Raw genomic sequence first — 16496 nt, 5'->3', positions numbered from 1 at the left:
TGTGCGGCCGGGCCGTTGCAAATCCGCAGGGATTGCCGGCCAATCCCTTGACGTACCCGGCCTCCGTGATCACCCGGGTCCCGAGTTCCCAACAGCCAGCTCTCGCCATGACGCCGCCCACCACCGCCTTGCCCGTCGAGATGCCCCAGGCCTTCCTGGGCGTGGCGCGTTCGCTCACCGACAAGCTCTGGCGCGACCGGCTGGACGCAAGAGGGGCAGCCAAGGCGCTTGCCATCGTGCAGCAGCACCAGCTGCCGGAACTGCTGGCGCGGGTGCTGGCAGGCCGCGGTGTCGACATCGATGCCGTTGCTGATTTCCTCGATCCGACCATCCGAAAGCTGCTGCCGGACCCCTTCACGGTGACGGAGATGGAGGCGGCCTCAAGGCGCATCGCCGATGCCGCCGCGAAGGGCGAGACCGTCGCGATCTTCGGCGACTACGACGTCGACGGCGCGACCTCTGCTGCGCTGCTGGCCTGGCACCTGCGCCATTGCGGGCTCGACCCGCTGATCCACATTCCCGACCGCATCTTCGAGGGCTATGGCCCCAACGTGGAAGCAGTTCGCGGGCTCGCGGCCAAGGGCGCCACGCTGCTCGTCACGGTCGATTGCGGCACCACCAGCATCGAGCCGCTCGCTGAAGCAAAACGGCTGGGCATGTCCGTGGTGGTGATCGATCATCATCAGGCCGGCACGGAGCTGCCCGAGGTCGATGCGCTGGTCAATCCGAACCGGCTCGACGATCTCTCGGGTCTTGGACATCTCGCTGCGGTCGGCCTCGTGCTGGTCACGCTGGTCGCGGTCAACAGGGAGTTGCGCCAGCGCGGCTTCTGGAACGCGGGGATGCCCGAGCCCGATTTGCTCGGCATGCTGCATCACGTCGCCCTCGGCACCGTCGCGGATGTGGCGCCGTTGATCGGGCTGAACCGCGCTTTCGTCGCCAAGGGGCTGATCGCGATGCGGCGGCGGGACCATGTCGGCCACACGGCGCTGATGGATGTGGCGCGGCTCAACGGCCCGCCCGAAGCCTGGCATCTCGGTTTCATGCTGGGACCGCGCGTCAACGCCGGCGGCCGTATCGGCCGCGCCGATCTCGGCGTGCGGCTACTGCTCGAGGGCGATAGCGTTGAGGCTGCGCGGATCGCCGCCGAGCTCGACCGCCTCAACAGCGAACGTCGGGTGATCGAACAGGCCGCCGAAGCGCAGGCCGAAGCCGAGGCGCTGGCCTCGATCGGGCTGGAGGACAAGCTCGCCGTCATCGTCACGGCGTCCGAGGGTTGGCATCCCGGCGTGGTCGGCCTCGTTGCCTCGCGGCTCAAGGAGAAGTTCTCGCGGCCCGCCTTTGCGATTGCGCTCGAGCCCGGCGGCATCGGCACCGGCTCGGGACGCTCGATTGCCGGCGTCGATCTTGGCAAGGTGGTGCGGCAGGCCGTAGCTGACAGCCTTCTGCTGAAGGGCGGCGGCCACGCGATGGCCGCTGGCGTGACCCTCCGAAAGGAGAAGCTCGCCGAATTCCGTGCCTATCTCGAAAACGCACTGGCGCAGGACGTCGCCGAAGCACGCCACGTCAACGAGCTCTATATCGATGGCGCGGTCTCGGCGCGAGCGGTGACAACGGAGCTTGCGGGCACGCTAAATCGTGCCGGACCGTTTGGGAGCGGCAATCCCGAGCCGGTGCTGGCGCTGCCGGCGCATCAGCTCGTCTTTGCCGAGGAGGTCGGGCAGGCGCACTTAAGGCTGCGCTTCAAGTCCGGCGACGGCGCGATCGTCAACGGTATCGCGTTCCGTTCGGTCGGGCAGAAGCTGGGCCATGCGCTTCTCGCCAATCGCGGCCAACAACTGCATGTCGCGGGGTCATTGTCAGTCGATCGCTACCAGGGCGCCGAGCGCGTGCAATTCCGCGTCATCGACGTCGCGCTTCCGGACCAGGGGCCATCCGTGATTAGGTAGCGCATGGTAATAAATCGCCTCAAACAATAAACCTCGAACAACAAAAAAGGGAGTGAACATGGCAGGGCAGGTTGAGGGCAAGATAGCGCTGGTGACGGGCGGCGCCTCAGGCATTGGCGAGGCGATCGTCGAGCTGTTGGCACGCGAAGGCGCGACCGTCGTCATCACCGACATCGACGAATTGCGCGGCCCCGAACTCGCCACGCGCGTGACAAAGGCCGGCGGCAAAGCGATCTTCCTGGAGCAGGATGTCAGCAGCGAAGAGCGCTGGATCGAAATCGCAGCCGAGATCGCCAGGCGCTACGGCCGGCTCGATGTGCTCGTCTCCAATGCCGGCATCGGCATCCACGTATCCTCGATCGTCGACATGACGCTCTCTGACTGGCGCAAGCAGAACGCAATCAATCTTGACGGCGTGTTTCTCTCGGTGAAGCATTGCCTGCCGCTGATGCGCAAGCATGGCGGCGGTTCGATCGTCATGATGTCCTCGCTGGCGGGGCTGCGCGGCGCGCCCGGATTGTCGGCCTATTCGGCGACCAAGGGCGGCGTCCGGCTGTTCGCTAAATCGATTGCGATGGAGTGCGCGGCCGCCGGCGACGGCATCCGCGTCAATTCCGTTCATCCCGGGATCATCGATACACCGATCTGGGGCAAGATCCCGACCGGTGCGACGGGCGCCGGCCAGAACGCGCCAATCGATCCGGAAGAGCGCGCCAAGGTCGCAACCCCGCTCGGCCGTGCCGGCCAGGCCGCGGAGATCGCCTCCGGTGTGCTGTATCTGGCGTCAGATGCCTCGCGCTACGTCACCGGCAGCGAGTTCGTGATCGATGGCGGCATGAATGCCGGCGGGGTGCCGCGGCGGGCGTGAAAGGCGCAGGGCAGGGCGGCGGCCGCAGGGGCTGACGCGCAGGCGTCGGCGCTGTAAAACGCTGCCGTCTCCCGCTCGAAAGAGGTCTCCTTCGCCATGGCGCACAGCCTTCACGCCTCCTCACCCGCAGCCGTTCGCTCGAACCGTCCAGACCTTGCGACCGACGCGATCCGCGCCGCGCGCGAGGATCTCGCCGCATGCTTCCGCATGGCTGCGCGTAACGGCTTTGAGGAAGGCATCTGCAATCACTTCTCGGCCGTGGTGCCCGGGCACGATGATCTCTTCCTCGTCAATCCTTACGGCTACGCCTTTCGGGAGCTGACGGCGTCAAAGCTTCTGATCTGCGACTTCCACGGCCACGTCCTTGACGGTGAAGGTGAGCCCGAGGCAACCGCATTCTACATTCATGCCGAGATGCACAAGCGCCTGCCGCGCGCCAAGGTCGCGTTCCACACCCACATGCCTTATGCGACCGCGCTGTCGATGACCGAGGGCGATCCCTTGATCTGGGCGGGTCAGACCGCGCTGAAATTCTACGGGCGCACGACCGTCGACCGCGACTACAACGGCCTTGCGCTTGACAACCGCGAAGGCGCGCGCATCGCGGCTGCCGTGGGCGATGCCGACATCGTCTTTATGAAGCATCATGGCGTGATGGTGCTGGCGCCGACCATCGCGGAAGCGTGGGACGATCTCTACTACCTCGAGCGCGCCGCCGAAGTGCAGGTGTTGGCGATGTCGACGGGACGCAAGGTGTTGCCGGTCGATCCCGCGATTGCGGCCGCGACCTACCAACAAATGCGCGAGGGCGATTCCGAATCCGCCCGGTTGCATCTGGCCGCGATCCGCCGCCAGCTCGACGCGGAAGAGCCGCAGTACAGGCACTGAAATCAAAAAAGAGGTCATTCCGGGGCGAGGTGAAGCCTCGAAGCCGGAATCCGGAGATTGTCGCGCGAGATTCCGGGTCCTCGCTACGCGAGCCCCGGAATGACAGGTACCTACGATCCCTGCCGCAGCTTCGCCAGCACCTTCAGCCCGCCGTAGCCGTCGGCGGGCGTGATGCCGGCGCTCAGCTGGAAATCCTTGATCGCCTTCATCGTGTCGTTGCCGACGCGACCATCGGTGCCGCCGGTGTCGAAACCGGCCTTGGTCAGCCGCGTCTGCATCTCCTGCACCTCGGCAAGCGTCAGCACGCGCTCGGAGCCGGGGAAGGGCTGGATGAAAGGCGGCGCGCCGAGGCAGCGGTCGCCGAGATGGCAAATCGCCAGCGCATAATTCATCGAGGGATTGTAGCTCTTCACCGCATAGAAGTTCGGTCCCAGCAGGAAGGTCGGCCCGCCCGCGACCGGCGTCCACATCTGGGCGGTTGCATTTGGCTGCGGGAACGGCTGGCCATCGGCGCGGGTGACACCGGCCGCCTGCCACGCCGCATAGGTGCGGCTGCCGCTCATCTCGCCGGACGCGCGCACCTCATAACCCCAATGCTCGCCACGGCGCCATTTGCCGCGATTGACGAGATATTTTGCCGTCGATCCCAGCGCGTCGTCGGGCTTGCCGAACGGCGAGACCTTGCCGTCGCCGTCATAGTCGATGCCGACATTGAGCCAGACCTCCGGCATCCATTGCGAATTTCCCATCGCGCCGGCCCAGGAGCCGCGCATCTCTTCGGGCGTGCTCCAGCCCTTGTCGACGATGCGCAGCGCGTTGATGAGCTCGGCCTCCCAAGAGGCCTTGCGCCGCGGCTCATTCCAAGCAAGCGCAGCAAGCGAGGGAAACACCGGCGTCATGTGGTTCTGCTGCACCAGCGGATCGCCGTAAGCGGACTCGACGCCCCACAGCGCCAGCAGCGTGCCGCGCTCGACGCCGAAATCACGTTCGATGCGCGCGAACAGCGCCTCGTTGTTCTTCAGCGCGATCTTGCCGTTGATGATGCGCCAGTCGGAGACGCGGCGGTTGATATATTGCCAGACCTGCTCGTGAAACTCCGGCTGGTTGCGCATTTGCCTGAACACGCTCATGTCGGGTTCGATCCGCGCCATCGCGCGTTGCCACGTCGCGGCCGAGATGCCTTTTGCCATGGCGCGCGCACGAAAGCCTTCGCGCCATTCGTCAAAGCCGGGAGGCGATGCGAGGACACGCGTCGGAGCTGCGAATAGCGCGGTTGCGCCAAGCGTGGATTGGAGCAGGGCGCGCCGGGTGACGCGATTGGCGGAGGAATCAGCTTGTTTCATAGCGCCATTCTAGCGGGAAACATGGCTGCTGTGAGCCGGTTCCTGGAACGCGAGGAACCGGCCGTTCCTCCGGAACAAAGGGTCGCGCTCTTGCATTCCTTTCGAAGATGGTTGGTTCATCGGAATATTCGAGGTCGAATGCAGATACGCGCGCATGCGGAGAGCCATGTCGTCGAGCTCGACGACGGATCGTGCTGGCGGATTTTTCCTGGCGATCTCGCGACAACGCTGAGCTGGAAACCTGAAACGGATTTGCGCCTGGAGCAGAGCGGCGACCGGGTGAGTTCGCATGTGCTGGTCAATGGCACGGACCAAAGCCGCGTCCGCGTGATTGCCGCAGGCGAAGACTGGCCGGACGGTGAGGTCAAAAAAGAGTTGAAGGGCGGATAGGCCGCGCCTGCGCCGCGCCGGATATCCCCATTTTTAAGCGTGTCGATTTACGCTCGGTTCGCTTCTGTCTGCGCATGATGCGTCCATGCGCGAGCTGTTCGACATCATCCGTGCCAATCCCTGGCCGTTTGGCGCCGGGCTGTTGGTCGTGGTCCTGATGATCATCGCCGAGAATTTTGGCCGCGGCATCCAAGGAGACGGCGCCGCGGGCGGTGATTTCGGGGTTTCGATGGTGGCGGGGACGGAGGAAGCTGTGACTAGCCTCGCCTAGTCCTCCTGCAGCTCCGTCGCGACATTGGCGAGCCAGCGGCGAATGCTTGCCTCCGCCTTGGCATCGAGGCTACTGGCCAGACGCTTCTCCAACCCGATCACGCGCTCTCTGCAAGCCTTCAGGAGCGTCGATCCGCGCGGTGTCAGCGTCCATTGCTGGATACGGCCATGGACGGGATGCGGCGTCATCACAATCGCGCCGTCGCGCTCGAGGTTTCGGATGATCACGCCGACGGTCTGCGGCGTCAGGAAGGTGAGGCGGGCGACGTCGGCGCCTGACAGGCCCGGATAGGCATTCAGCATGGTCAGCACGGCGAATTGCGGCGAGGTCACGCCGAGATCGGCCAGTGTCCGTTCCATCTTCAGCCGGACGGCAGCATGGGCCTGGCGTAGCAGGTAGCCAAGATAGCCCTGCTCGCCGCGCTTGCCCTCGCCGGGCGCGGGAACGCGCACCGCGACCTCCTCGCCGGACGCCCTCCGCTCCGGTTTCGATTTCGTGATGCTGGCCGGCTTGCGCATAATATACGAGCTCTTATAGGATATAAGTAGTCTTACAATATCACGAGGTGAACCGCAATGTCACACGCGCGCAGCGAATACGAGGATTTCAAGCGGATCGCGCCCGATGCGTTCGATCTGGTGCTGGCACTCGGTCAGGTCGCGGCGAAGGCCGGGCTCGACAAGCAACTGCTCGAGCTGGTCAAGTTGCGTGCCTCGCAAATCAATGGTTGCGCCTTTTGTGTGCAGCATCATGTTCTTCTCTCGGAGCGGCTCGGGATACCTGCGGACAAGCTCCACCTGGTCGCCGTCTGGCGCGAGGCACCGATCTATTCAGCGCGCGAGCGTGCCGCGCTGGCTTGGGCCGAGGCTCTGACCCTGCTGCCCGATCGCTTCGGCGACGAGGTCTACGACGAGGTGCAGCGTGAATTCTCCGAGACCGAACTGATGTACCTGACGTCGGCCATTGCCTCGATCAATGTCTGGAACCGTTTTGGCGCGGCCTTTCGCTGGACGCCGCCGAAGCGGCAGGTCGCGGCCAATGCCGCGGCATCCTGAGTGAAGCGGGGGAATGACCATGACGGCTTTGAGTTTGGCGGCTGCGCCACGTCAATCGCCATCGATGGTTTTGGCCATCGTCGGCGGGCTTGCTTGTGCATTCGCGATTGGCAAGGCGCTGCCGGTGACGATGGATACGGTCTCAGGCGCGCTTTCGCCGCTCTGTGCGACCGCTGCAGAAAGCTCGCCGCTCGACAAGGTCGAGCCGATCGGCTCCTACGCGCTGCCCAATGTGCCGGGCAAACGCGTCACTATCGTGCGCGTGTTCTACGGCCCCGGCGGGTTTTCGCGGCCGCACCGGCATGCGGGTTCAGTGACCGCTTACATCACCAAGGGCGCGATCCGCTCCCAGCTCGGTGGCGGTCCGGTCGAGACGTTCGGCGTCGGGCAGTCCTTCTTCGAGCCGCCGGGCGCGACGCATCTGGTCTCCGCAAATGCCAGCATCACGGAGCCTGCCGAACTGATCGCCGTGTTCGTGGCGGACGAGGGCGCCGAGCTGACGACCTATCTGGACTGACCGCCATAGTCCGGATGTCGTTACGCGCCATCCGGGCCGCGTAAATTATCCTCAGCCTCCGTAAGACGCGGGATCCGGATTGTCGGACGGATTTTCGAACGACTTCTTCAGCGAAGCCGGCATCGGGACGTGGAAGTTCAGGCCGCGCGGCGGCACCGGCTCCATGAACCATCTGTTGTAGATCTTTTCGATTTCTGGGCTCTTGTAGAGGTTTGCGGTCGCCCGATCGACCACCGTCTTGAACGGCACGTCATCCTTGCGCAGCATGATGCCATACGGCTCCGGATCGGAGAACGCGCCGTTGCTGATGGCGTAGAGCGACGGGTCTTTCGAAGAGGCGATCATGGCCGCAAGCTGGATATCGTCCATGACGAAAGCCGCGGCGCGGTCGGTCTCGACCATCAGGAACGCCTCGGGGACATCCTTGGCGCTCATGACGGTGATGCCGAGCGAGCGGGCCAGGTTGGCCTTGGTGAGCTGGTTGATGTTGGTCGTGCCGGCGACCGAGACGACGGCCTTGCCCTTGAGATCGTCGACCTGGTCGAGCTTCAGCGCCTTCTTGGACACGAAGCGGCTTGCCGTGAGGAAATGCGTGTTGGTGAACCATACCTGCTTCTGGCGGTCCGCGTTGTTGGTCGTCGAGCCGCATTCGAGATCGACCGTGCCGTTCGCCATCAGCGGGATGCGAGTGGATGACGTGACGATGCTCTCGTTGACCTCGAGCCTGTCCAGCTTGAGCGCGGTCTTGATCTCGTCGACGATCTTCATGCAGATGTCGACGGCGTAGCCGACGATCTTCTGCTTGTCGTCGATGTAGCTGAAGGGCACGGCGCTGTCGCGTATCCCGAGCGTGATCGCGCCGGTGTCCTTGATCTTCTTCAGCGTGCCGGTCAGCTCCTGCGCGTGTGTCGGCGCAGCGAGAGCAGTGGCCAGAATAGCCACCGTGGTGAGATAACGCATGTGCTTCCCCTCGTCCTGTTTGTCCGGGAGGGAGCAAAGCAATTCTGGGGCCAGTGGAAGGTCTGGCGGTGCGGGGCGGGTCCGAAATCCGATCCGGCGGCCTGGGGCGCTGGCATCGACGGGTCATCAAAGCGCGGCGGCGGGAGCCGGCCGTTCAGTTCTCTTCGCTGCTCGATCCCTCGCGCAGGTCGGGCTTGACGACGTCCTCGGGCAGCGCGTGCGCGACCGGTTGCGGGGTGCCGGCGATCTCCGTGCCGATCTCGCGCCCGCGGGCGCGGATCAGGCGCTCATAGGCCGAGACCAGCGTAACGTAGGGGCTGACCCAGATCCAGCCGTCACGAGTGAACACCTGGACGTCGAAATGCAGGTGCATTGACGTGCCTGCGGGATGATCGAGATAGTTCGAGATCACGCCAATCTTCTCGCCCTCGGCGACGATGCGGCCGTTGAGCACCCCGTCGGCGTTCAACGCCTGCGGATTCATATGCATGTAGCGAAAGCGGATGTGCTCGGTGCGGCTGTTCACTTCGAGCGTCGCAGCCTGATCCTTGGAGGTCCGGATCACCATGGCGTCGCGCACGGCAACGACGCCGCGTTGCTTGGGATCGCAGGGCTCGCGGGCATCGCCGGGCGAGGGGCAGTCGGCGGCGCGGATGTCCTCGCCCTGGTGACCGAAGCCGCCGCCGCATTGCCAGACCTCGAAGCTGCGGGACTCGCAGAAATTGTCACGCCAGGGATAGGCGGTCGGGCGGTCATCCTTGTTGCGCTTGGCGTGGGATTGCGAATGCACGTAGGCCGGCGCCTTCTCGAGCGGGAAGCGGATCTGCGCATAGGCCATCACATCAGGGTGGCCGCCCTGTTTGCGATAGCCGGTGTTCGGGATGATGTCGCCGCTGGGTCGGTAGCCGAAATCCGCCGAGCGCGCGGCGGGGCGATCGATCACGTAGGAGGCAACGTCCATCAGCGGCCGCATGCGCTGGCCGCCGGCGACGTGGAGCGCCTTCAGGAAGCGCTCGGCGACCGGATAGGCCTCCTTGCACGCCAGCCGCCGCGGTTTTGCGACGCTGTCGAGGCACTGAATGGACACCACATAGGCCACACCAAACCGCGTGAAGGCGTAGCGCACATAGCCCTCGCGGATGAACTTCCGCAGATCCGGATAGATGGATGCCAGCGGTTTGACCGGCTCGCCCTTGCCGCCGGCGGGATCGGCGATGTCGTAGACGAGCGCGGATCCCGTGATTTGAATCTCGACCGGCTTTGCGAACACGCGGGCCGGCATGCCGTCGCCGGCACCGGGCTCGAGTGAGAACGTTGCGCTGTAACCGGCGGGGCCGGCGTCGAACATGTCGACGGGATTGAAATCGGCCTGGTAGCGCGAAAGCACTGATGTGGCCGGGGCACCGTTGCGTTGCGCCTCGAGATAGGTGGCAGCATCGAACGGCAGCAGCACGGGAACCGAGCTGCGGGCGATGCCGGTGTAGAATTGCGAGGAGATCGCATTGAGCTGCACCAGCGCCGGCATCCCCCGCGGATCAAAACGCGGCACCGACCGACGCGGCACGAAGATGAAATCGCCCGCGATCTGCGGGCGGCTGTTGATCTCGGTGCGGAGCTGGTCCAGCGCTGCGCGCCAATCGACGCGCAGGGCTGTGAGCGAAGGGCTGCGGATCTCGTCCGCAGCGACCGACGTGGCGGTGAGGAGTGCGAGCGACGCCAGAAACAGCGAGACGAAGCGGAAACTCTTCCCAACCACTGTCTCGCCCCCCGGCGGCACTTGCCCTGATCCCCGATCCCTTGGCCCAGCCCCCGGCTTAGTCCTTGGCGCGCTCGGAGTAGGAGCCGTCTTCGGTCATCACCACGATGCGGGTGCCGACCGTGATGTGCGGCGGTACGGTGGTGCGGACGCCGTTGGACAGCACCGCCGGCTTGTACGAGGAGGAGGCGGTCTGGCCTTTGGTCACGGGCTCCGTGTCCACCACCTCCAGGGTCACGCGCTGCGGCAGCGCGATCGACACCGGGTTGGTGTCGTGCATGGACAGCTTGACGGTCATATCCGGCTGGAGATAGGCGGCGGCATCGCCGACGACGTCCTTGGAAACCTGGACCTGATCGAAGGTCTCGGGGTTCATGAAGTGGAAGCCGTCGCCATCTTCATACAGGAAGGTGTAGTTGCGCTCTTCGATCGTCGCCTTTTCGACCTGATCGGTGGTCTTGTAGCGCTCGGAGATCTTTACCCCGTCCGAGATTCGGCGCATTTCGATCTGGCTGACCGGCGTGCCCTTGCCGGGATGGATGTTCTCGGCGCTCACGACGACATAGAGCTTGCCGTCTTGCTCGATCACGTTGCCCTTGCGAATAGAACTGGCGATGACTCTCAAAGCTGTATTTCCTGCTTGCTTGGCCCGGCTCAGGCCAGGACGTGGTCAAATCGATGGGGGACTTGGGGCCTCAAATCAGACCTCGGCGCCCGTTTCGGGCCGCAACATACTGATTTTGCCGTTGGATGCCAGCACTTTGCTGGTGCAGGGGACGTTCGGTTGATGGCTGGGGACAAGCCGATATCGCCGTTCTGGACCCCCTCGCGGCACCTCGACCGGCGGCCGTTCCTCCAGTCCAGGGCGGCCGTTACCGGATCTGTCAGGGGCTTTTTCGCCGAGCAGGGCTTTGTCGAGGTGGAAACCTCGGTTCTCCAGGTCTCCCCGGGCAATGAGACCCATCTGCACGCCCCCCGGACCGAGATCATCCGCGCCGACGGCAGCCGAGCCTGCCGATACTTGCGGACTTCGCCCGAATTCGCCTGCAAGAAGCTGCTGGCCGCCGGCGAGCAACGGATTTTCGAGTTCGCCCGGGTGTTCCGGGACCGCGAGCGCGGCGACCTGCATCTGCCCGAATTCACCATGCTGGAATGGTACCGGGCGGGGGCGCCCTATGATGCTATCATGGCGGACACGGTGGTCGTGATCGCCAGTGCGGCCCAGGCGACCGGAATCGGGACCTTCGCCTTCCGGGGCCACACCTCCGACCCATTCGCCGAGCCGGAGCTGTTGACAGTTGCCGGCGCGTTCGAGCGTTTCGCTGGAATCGACCTGCTATCGACAATCTCGGGTAACAGCGGTAACCGGTGCGCGCTCGCTCAAGCGGCCGACGGCAAGGTCCGGGTCGCCGAGGACGACACCTGGTCGGACATCTTCAGCAAGGTCCTGGTTGAACATGTCGAGCCGCATCTGGGGCAGGGGCGTTTGACCATTCTGTTCGAATACCCGTCTCCAGAGGCGGCGCTGGCGCGGGTGAAGACTGACGACCCACGGGTCGCAGAACGGTTCGAGGTCTATGCCTGCGGCGTCGAGCTCGCCAACGGCTTTGGCGAATTGACCGACGCTGAAGAGCAGCGCAAGCGCTTCACGGAGTCGATGGCAGAGAAGCAGCGACGCTATGGCGAGGCCTATCCGCTGGACGAGGACTTTTTGGCCGCTGTCGCCCAAATGCCTGACGCCAGCGGCGTCGCGCTCGGCTTCGACCGGCTGGTGATGCTGGCAAGCGGCGCAACACGGATTGATCAGGTGGTATGGACACCGCCTGCGGATGAGAGATGACCAAGACCAATCTTGCAAAGACATTGCGCGAGCCGGCCGAGCTCGTGGCTGCGGACCTCGCCCCTGTCACGGCGCTGCCCGCGCTGGAACGCGTGGCCGCGCGTTATGCAGTTGCGATCACGCCGGCGCTGGTCGATCTGATCGACCCCGCCGATCCCGATGACCCGATCGCGCGCCAGTTCGTTCCCGCCGCTGCGGAGCTCCAGATGCAGCCGGGCGAGAATGCCGATCCGATCGGCGATCACCCGCATTCGCCCGTATCGGGCATCGTGCACCGTTATCCCGATCGCGTGCTGTTCAAGCTCGTCCATGTCTGCGCGGTCTACTGCCGCTTCTGCTTCCGCCGCGAGATGGTCGGCCCCGGCAAGGAGAACGCACTTTCGGACAGCGCCTATCGCGCGGCGATCGACTACATTCGTGCGCACAGCGAGATCTGGGAGGTGATCCTGACCGGCGGCGACCCCCTGATGCTGTCGCCGCGTCGCATGAGCGAGATCATGGCCGATCTTGCTGCAATCGATCACGTCAAGATCATCCGCCTTCACACCCGCGTGCCCGTGGCCGACCCTGCGCGTATCAGCGAGGACATGGTCGCAGCACTCAAGGCCGAGGGCGCGACCACCTGGGTCGCGCTGCATGCCAACCATGCACGCGAGCTGACGGATACGGCCCGCGCCGCCTGCGCGCGGCTGGTCGATGCCGGGATTCCCATGGTGAGCCAGTCCGTGCTTTTGCGCGGCGTCAATGACAACGTCGCCGCTTTGTCGGATTTGATGCGGGCCTTCGTCGAATGCCGGATCAAGCCCTACTATCTGCATCACGGCGATCTCGCGCCGGGCACGGCGCATCTTCGGACAACGCTGGCGCAAGGGCAGGACTTGATGCGGCAGCTGCGTGGACGGGTGTCAGGACTGTGTCAGCCCGAATACGTGATCGACATTCCCGGCGGCGTCGGCAAATCACCGATCGGGCCGAATTATGTGTTGGCGGCACAAAATACCGCAGTCGATGCTGGTGATGCGAGGACGGAAACGCGCTATCGTATCGTCGACTATTGCGGCGATGTTCATCTCTATCCGCCCGAAGCGTGAACGGGTCAGGGGGACGGCGGTTTGAGGAATGGAGGTACGGATATGAAGAAGATCATGGTGGCGGCATCGCTCGTGGTCTTGCTTGGCGGAGCGGCGATTGCCCAACCCGCCGCCAAGGGATCGACGTCAGGTGGCGCAAGCTCGGGATCGGTGCCGCAGGCGCCCGTCGGCCATCGACAGCCCCGTGCCGGCGACGTTCCGAACGAGAAGAATATCAGCAGCGATCCCAACGATCCCCTGAGCAAGGAAAACCTGGCACTCGACAAGAAGATCAAGAGCATCTGCCGCGGCTGCTAGCAACAAGAGCGGGCAGGGCGCGAGCAGCGTCGCCCCGCCCGCGTTGGTCCCTGATTACGCGGAGCGCTCGTGCAGTCCGGCGCGCGCAGTGTTGCGGCGGATTTCGACCGCATCAGCGAGCTGCTCGAGCACGGTGGCCGTTGTCGCCCAATCAATGCAGCCGTCGGTAATGCTCTGGCCGTACACGAGCGGCTTGCCCGGTACCACATCCTGACGGCCCGCGACGAGATTGCTCTCGATCATCACGCCCATGATGCGATTCTCGCCGCCCGAGATTTGGCCCGCGATGTCGGCCATGACCAGCGGCTGGTTTTCCGGCTTCTTGCTCGAATTGGCGTGGCTGGCATCCACCATCACCAGCGGCGCGACGCCTGATTTTGAAAGTTCGTTGCACGCTGCCGCGACGCCTGCCGCGTCGTAGTTCGGCTTGGCGCCGCCACGCAGGATGATGTGGCAGTCCTCGTTGCCCGCGGTCGAGGCGATCGCCGAACGGCCGAGCTTCGTCACCGCCATGAAGTGATGCGGATGCGAGGCCGACTTCACCGCGTCCGCCGCGATGCGCACGTTGCCATCGGTACCGTTCTTGAACCCGACCGGGCAGGACAGACCCGAGGCCAGCTCGCGATGGATCTGGCTTTCGGTCGTGCGCGCGCCGATCGCAGCCCAGGAGACGAGGTCGGCGATGTATTGCGGCGTCGTCATGTCCAAAAATTCCGTGCCGGCGGGGAGGCCGAGATTGTTGACGGCCGAGAGCACGTTGCGCGCGAGGCGCAGGCCCTTGTTGATGTCGAAGCTGCCGTCGAGATCGGGGTCGTTGATCAGGCCCTTCCAGCCGACTGTCGTCCGCGGCTTCTCGAAATAGACCCGCATCACGATCTCGAGCTGGTCGGCGAGGTCTTCGCGCAGCTTAGCGAGGCGCTCGGCGTAGTCGAGCGCGGCCCTGGGATCGTGCACCGAGCAGGGACCGACGACGACCAGCAGCCGGTCGTCCTGGCCGCCCAGGATGGCGTGGATGGCGTTGCGCGCCGCCATGACCACACGCGTGGCTGTGAGGGTGCGCGGAACCTCCCGCATCACGTCCTCGGGCGTGCTCAGCTCTTTCAGTTCGCGGATACGAAGATCGTCGGTCGTGCTCAGCACGGCGGGCTCCTGTCTGTTTCGAGAACCTGCCGGCCAATAAAAAAGCCGCCAGGTCTGGCGGCTGTTCGGACTTTTGCTTCAATACCTTAGATTGAGCGCGATCCTCCTGCCGCCAGCAAGCTGTCGTAGCTAAAGTACCAAAAATAGCTGGTGGCGACGGTGATCATGGCCGGTCATATAGCGCGCCGCCAGCGGGTTGTCACCCCCCAATCGGCGCGCATGCGCCAGGTGCTCAGCTGCTGCTCTTGCGCGCCGCCAGCGCCATGCCGATCAGGGTGGCGCCGCCGAACAAAAGATTGATGCCGACGAGCACGCCGATGGCCCATTCCGCCGAGCTAGGCAGTCCCGTGATCACCATGAACGCGATCGCGATGTCGACCAGGCCCGAGATCAGCAGCCACGACCAGCGCCCGCTCAGCTCGCGGCGGTGCTCCAGGGCGTACATGATGGTGGTGACGCCCTCGGCGAGGAAATAGGCGCCGAGCACGATGGTCAGCGTCAGCACGGCCTGCATCGGGCGCGCCAGCAGTAACATGCCGGCAAGTACGGCGAGCGCCGCAGAGATCAGCGACCACCAGAAGCCCGGCGTGGCGCGCGCCCAATAGGTCGCGATCAATCCGCCGATGCCGCTGATCAGGAACATCCAGCCGAGGAAGATCGTGACGGCGAGGCTCGCGAGCGGTGGCAGGATCAGCGCGGCAATGCCGAGCACGGCGAGCAAAATGCCTTCGAACAGAAAGGCCTTCCAATGCGCCTTGACCGCCTTGCTCATCGCAGATTGCAGCCGTGAAAATTCCTCAGGCGATGTCATCGGCAAGCTCCAGATCGAAGATGTACATTCAATCTAGTACGCACACACGACGCTTGCCATGCGGTGGATCAACCGCCGCCGTGCGCTGACGAAAAACCTTCGCCAGTTGTGCGGATGCGGTTGCGGCCGAGCACGTAGATCGCGGTCGTAACGACCAACAGCGCAAGGCCGAGCAGAATCGAGACGAAGCCGATCGGGATCAGTGCCAGCGTCAAATTGCGCTCGGGGTTGATGAGCCAGTGGTGGATCGAGGTCAGCACGAAGGCGAGGCCGAGGAAGCCGACGCCGCCGCCCGCCAGCCACAGCGCCCACATCCGGCGCAGCTGGCTGAGACGTTCCCGCGCGATATCGGTGCGGGGCGCGTGATGGCGTGCGACGCGGCGCACCAGACGCATGGCGAAGGCAATCGAGCTGAAGCCGATCAGCAGGCTCGCGCCGCCGAGCCACATTCGCAAGGTAGGATCGAGGTCCGGCATGCGTTGGAGCGTGAGCAGCGGGAAGTCGAAGGCCGAATGCAGTGCCAGCGGGCCGGCGAAGATCAGCAGGCGGCTGGAGAGGCGGGCCCAGTCGCGGTGATGGCGGTTCGCGCCCAGTGCCGTGCCGGCACGCGCGATCGTCAGGTAAGCGCCAGCGATGATGCCGAGTGCGCCATGGAACGGGACGGTGAGCACGCTGCGCAGCGCCGCCAGCGATCGCCACATCTCGGCGTGCTGGACCAGATAAGCGAGGTTTTCGTACGCCGCGAAACCGAGGCCGACGGCGGCGCCGTAAACCACGGTATCCATGGGATTGGCGAAGGTCCGCCGCTTGGTCGAGGAGACCAGCACGATCGCGATCACCTTCACCGCCTCCTCGGGCAGCGCGACGCCGAAGACCGAATGCATGGCAAGCTCCGCCCAGGGATTTTCGGGCGCGGCGACCATCTTGGCGAACGGGGCCCGGGCGAGGCCGAGAAGCGAAATGCTGGCTGCGCCAAGCAGGAATGCCGTCCAGACCTGGGCTGGCGGTCCGGGACGTTCCTCAGCCGCAATCACAAGCCACAGCATCAGCAGTGCTGGGGCGACGGCCGCCGTTCCGATGACGGTGGGTAACGCTTCAATCAGGTACATCGGCGTCGAAATAGGTTCCCTTGGCCGGCTTATCCACTCGCAGCAGTGCGACCATCTGTCATGCACCGGCTATCGCGTCGCTTAACAAGCGTGACAGCTGGCGTTCATCAGGGCCCTACGTGTTAGAATACCAGTGCGATCAACTGCATGACACGACCGCCCTATCGTCCTTGGTAACCGTCCCCCGGTTGCGCTTGGACTGGGATTGCTA

18 protein-coding genes are annotated in these 16496 nt (G+C 64.6%); 10 read left to right on the top strand and 8 right to left on the bottom strand.

Annotated elements, in window-relative coordinates:
• Positions 1–107: 107 nt before the first annotated feature.
• The 3 genes from recJ to ACNJX9_RS22515 all read left to right on the top strand — a co-directional run bounded on the left by recJ (position 108) and on the right by ACNJX9_RS22515 (position 3705).
• Complete coding sequence (gene recJ, locus ACNJX9_RS22525) at positions 108–1949, top strand: single-stranded-DNA-specific exonuclease RecJ (RefSeq protein ID WP_439404220.1); 1842 nt, start codon at positions 108–110, stop codon at positions 1947–1949.
• A gap of 58 nt (positions 1950–2007) precedes the next feature.
• A complete protein-coding gene (locus ACNJX9_RS22520) occupies positions 2008–2817 on the top strand; it encodes an SDR family NAD(P)-dependent oxidoreductase (protein ID WP_439404219.1) in 810 nt (269 codons plus the stop codon).
• Positions 2818–2913: 96 nt separating this feature from the next.
• Positions 2914–3705 carry an aldolase gene (locus ACNJX9_RS22515; RefSeq protein ID WP_057754632.1) on the top strand — a complete coding sequence of 264 codons (792 nt, stop codon included), beginning with the start codon at positions 2914–2916 and terminating at the stop codon, positions 3703–3705.
• Between the two features lie 110 nt (positions 3706–3815).
• On the opposite strand, the gene ACNJX9_RS22510 is transcribed toward ACNJX9_RS22515, so the two are convergent.
• Entirely contained in the window at positions 3816–5048 is a 1233-nt protein-coding gene (locus tag ACNJX9_RS22510; RefSeq protein WP_439404217.1) for a lytic murein transglycosylase, read from the bottom strand.
• Between the two features lie 138 nt (positions 5049–5186).
• Between ACNJX9_RS22510 and ACNJX9_RS22505 the strand changes: the two genes are divergently transcribed.
• Both ACNJX9_RS22505 and ACNJX9_RS22500 read left to right on the top strand, forming a co-directional pair.
• Positions 5187–5438: a hypothetical protein gene (locus ACNJX9_RS22505; protein WP_271618708.1), complete on the top strand. Its 252-nt coding sequence runs from the start codon at positions 5187–5189 to the stop codon at positions 5436–5438.
• A gap of 85 nt (positions 5439–5523) precedes the next feature.
• Positions 5524–5709: a hypothetical protein gene (locus ACNJX9_RS22500; protein ID WP_439410253.1), complete on the top strand. Its 186-nt coding sequence runs from the start codon at positions 5524–5526 to the stop codon at positions 5707–5709.
• Here the strand turns inward: ACNJX9_RS22500 and ACNJX9_RS22495 are convergent.
• Positions 5706–6230: a MarR family winged helix-turn-helix transcriptional regulator gene (locus tag ACNJX9_RS22495; protein ID WP_439410106.1), complete on the bottom strand. Its 525-nt coding sequence runs from the start codon at positions 6228–6230 to the stop codon at positions 5706–5708. The two genes, ACNJX9_RS22500 and ACNJX9_RS22495, sit on opposite strands and share 4 nt — an antisense overlap.
• A 54-nt stretch (positions 6231–6284) precedes the next feature.
• Between ACNJX9_RS22495 and ACNJX9_RS22490 the strand changes: the two genes are divergently transcribed.
• A complete protein-coding gene (locus tag ACNJX9_RS22490) occupies positions 6285–6764 on the top strand; it encodes a carboxymuconolactone decarboxylase family protein (protein WP_439404216.1) in 480 nt (159 codons plus the stop codon).
• A 19-nt stretch (positions 6765–6783) separates the two neighbouring features.
• Complete coding sequence (locus tag ACNJX9_RS22485) at positions 6784–7281, top strand: cupin domain-containing protein (RefSeq protein WP_439404215.1); 498 nt, start codon at positions 6784–6786, stop codon at positions 7279–7281.
• 51 nt (positions 7282–7332) lie between these two features.
• On the opposite strand, the gene ACNJX9_RS22480 is transcribed toward ACNJX9_RS22485, so the two are convergent.
• The 3 genes from ACNJX9_RS22480 to efp form a co-directional block, all read right to left on the bottom strand.
• Entirely contained in the window at positions 7333–8241 is a 909-nt protein-coding gene (locus ACNJX9_RS22480) for an amino acid ABC transporter substrate-binding protein (protein ID WP_439404214.1), read from the bottom strand.
• A 154-nt stretch (positions 8242–8395) separates the two neighbouring features.
• Positions 8396–10018: a M23 family peptidase gene (locus ACNJX9_RS22475; RefSeq protein WP_439404213.1), complete on the bottom strand. Its 1623-nt coding sequence runs from the start codon at positions 10016–10018 to the stop codon at positions 8396–8398.
• Positions 10019–10055: 37 nt separating this feature from the next.
• Positions 10056–10622, bottom strand: a complete 567-nt coding sequence (gene efp, locus ACNJX9_RS22470; protein ID WP_057754657.1) for an elongation factor P — start codon at positions 10620–10622, stop codon at positions 10056–10058.
• Between the two features lie 162 nt (positions 10623–10784).
• Here efp and epmA point away from each other — a divergent pair, with 162 nt between their 5' ends.
• From epmA to ACNJX9_RS22455, 3 genes are read left to right on the top strand one after another with little or no spacing between them, the layout of a single operon-like run.
• Positions 10785–11837 carry an EF-P lysine aminoacylase EpmA gene (epmA, locus tag ACNJX9_RS22465; RefSeq protein ID WP_439404211.1) on the top strand — a complete coding sequence of 351 codons (1053 nt, stop codon included), beginning with the start codon at positions 10785–10787 and terminating at the stop codon, positions 11835–11837.
• Positions 11834–12928, top strand: a complete 1095-nt coding sequence (locus ACNJX9_RS22460) for a lysine-2,3-aminomutase-like protein (RefSeq protein ID WP_439404209.1) — start codon at positions 11834–11836, stop codon at positions 12926–12928. The genes epmA and ACNJX9_RS22460 overlap by 4 nt, the downstream gene beginning before the upstream one ends.
• 42 nt (positions 12929–12970) lie before the next feature.
• On the top strand, positions 12971–13225 hold the full coding sequence (locus ACNJX9_RS22455; RefSeq protein ID WP_057754665.1) for a hypothetical protein: 255 nt from the start codon (positions 12971–12973) through the stop codon (positions 13223–13225).
• Between the two features lie 54 nt (positions 13226–13279).
• Here ACNJX9_RS22455 and ACNJX9_RS22450 read toward each other — a convergent pair whose 3' ends face one another.
• The 3 genes from ACNJX9_RS22450 to ACNJX9_RS22440 form a co-directional block, all read right to left on the bottom strand.
• Entirely contained in the window at positions 13280–14365 is a 1086-nt protein-coding gene (locus ACNJX9_RS22450) for a 3-deoxy-7-phosphoheptulonate synthase (RefSeq protein WP_057754668.1), read from the bottom strand.
• A gap of 232 nt (positions 14366–14597) precedes the next feature.
• Positions 14598–15176 carry an HdeD family acid-resistance protein gene (locus ACNJX9_RS22445; RefSeq protein WP_057754671.1) on the bottom strand — a complete coding sequence of 193 codons (579 nt, stop codon included), beginning with the start codon at positions 15174–15176 and terminating at the stop codon, positions 14598–14600.
• 68 nt (positions 15177–15244) lie between these two features.
• Positions 15245–16285, bottom strand: a complete 1041-nt coding sequence (locus ACNJX9_RS22440; RefSeq protein WP_439404207.1) for a PrsW family glutamic-type intramembrane protease — start codon at positions 16283–16285, stop codon at positions 15245–15247.
• Positions 16286–16496: the final 211 nt, after the last annotated feature.

Origin of the sequence: Bradyrhizobium sp. BLXBL-03 (assembly GCF_051853015.1) — a bacterium.
GTDB lineage: Bacteria > Pseudomonadota > Alphaproteobacteria > Rhizobiales > Xanthobacteraceae > Bradyrhizobium > Bradyrhizobium manausense.
This window is presented reverse-complemented; position numbering and strand designations above follow the sequence as displayed.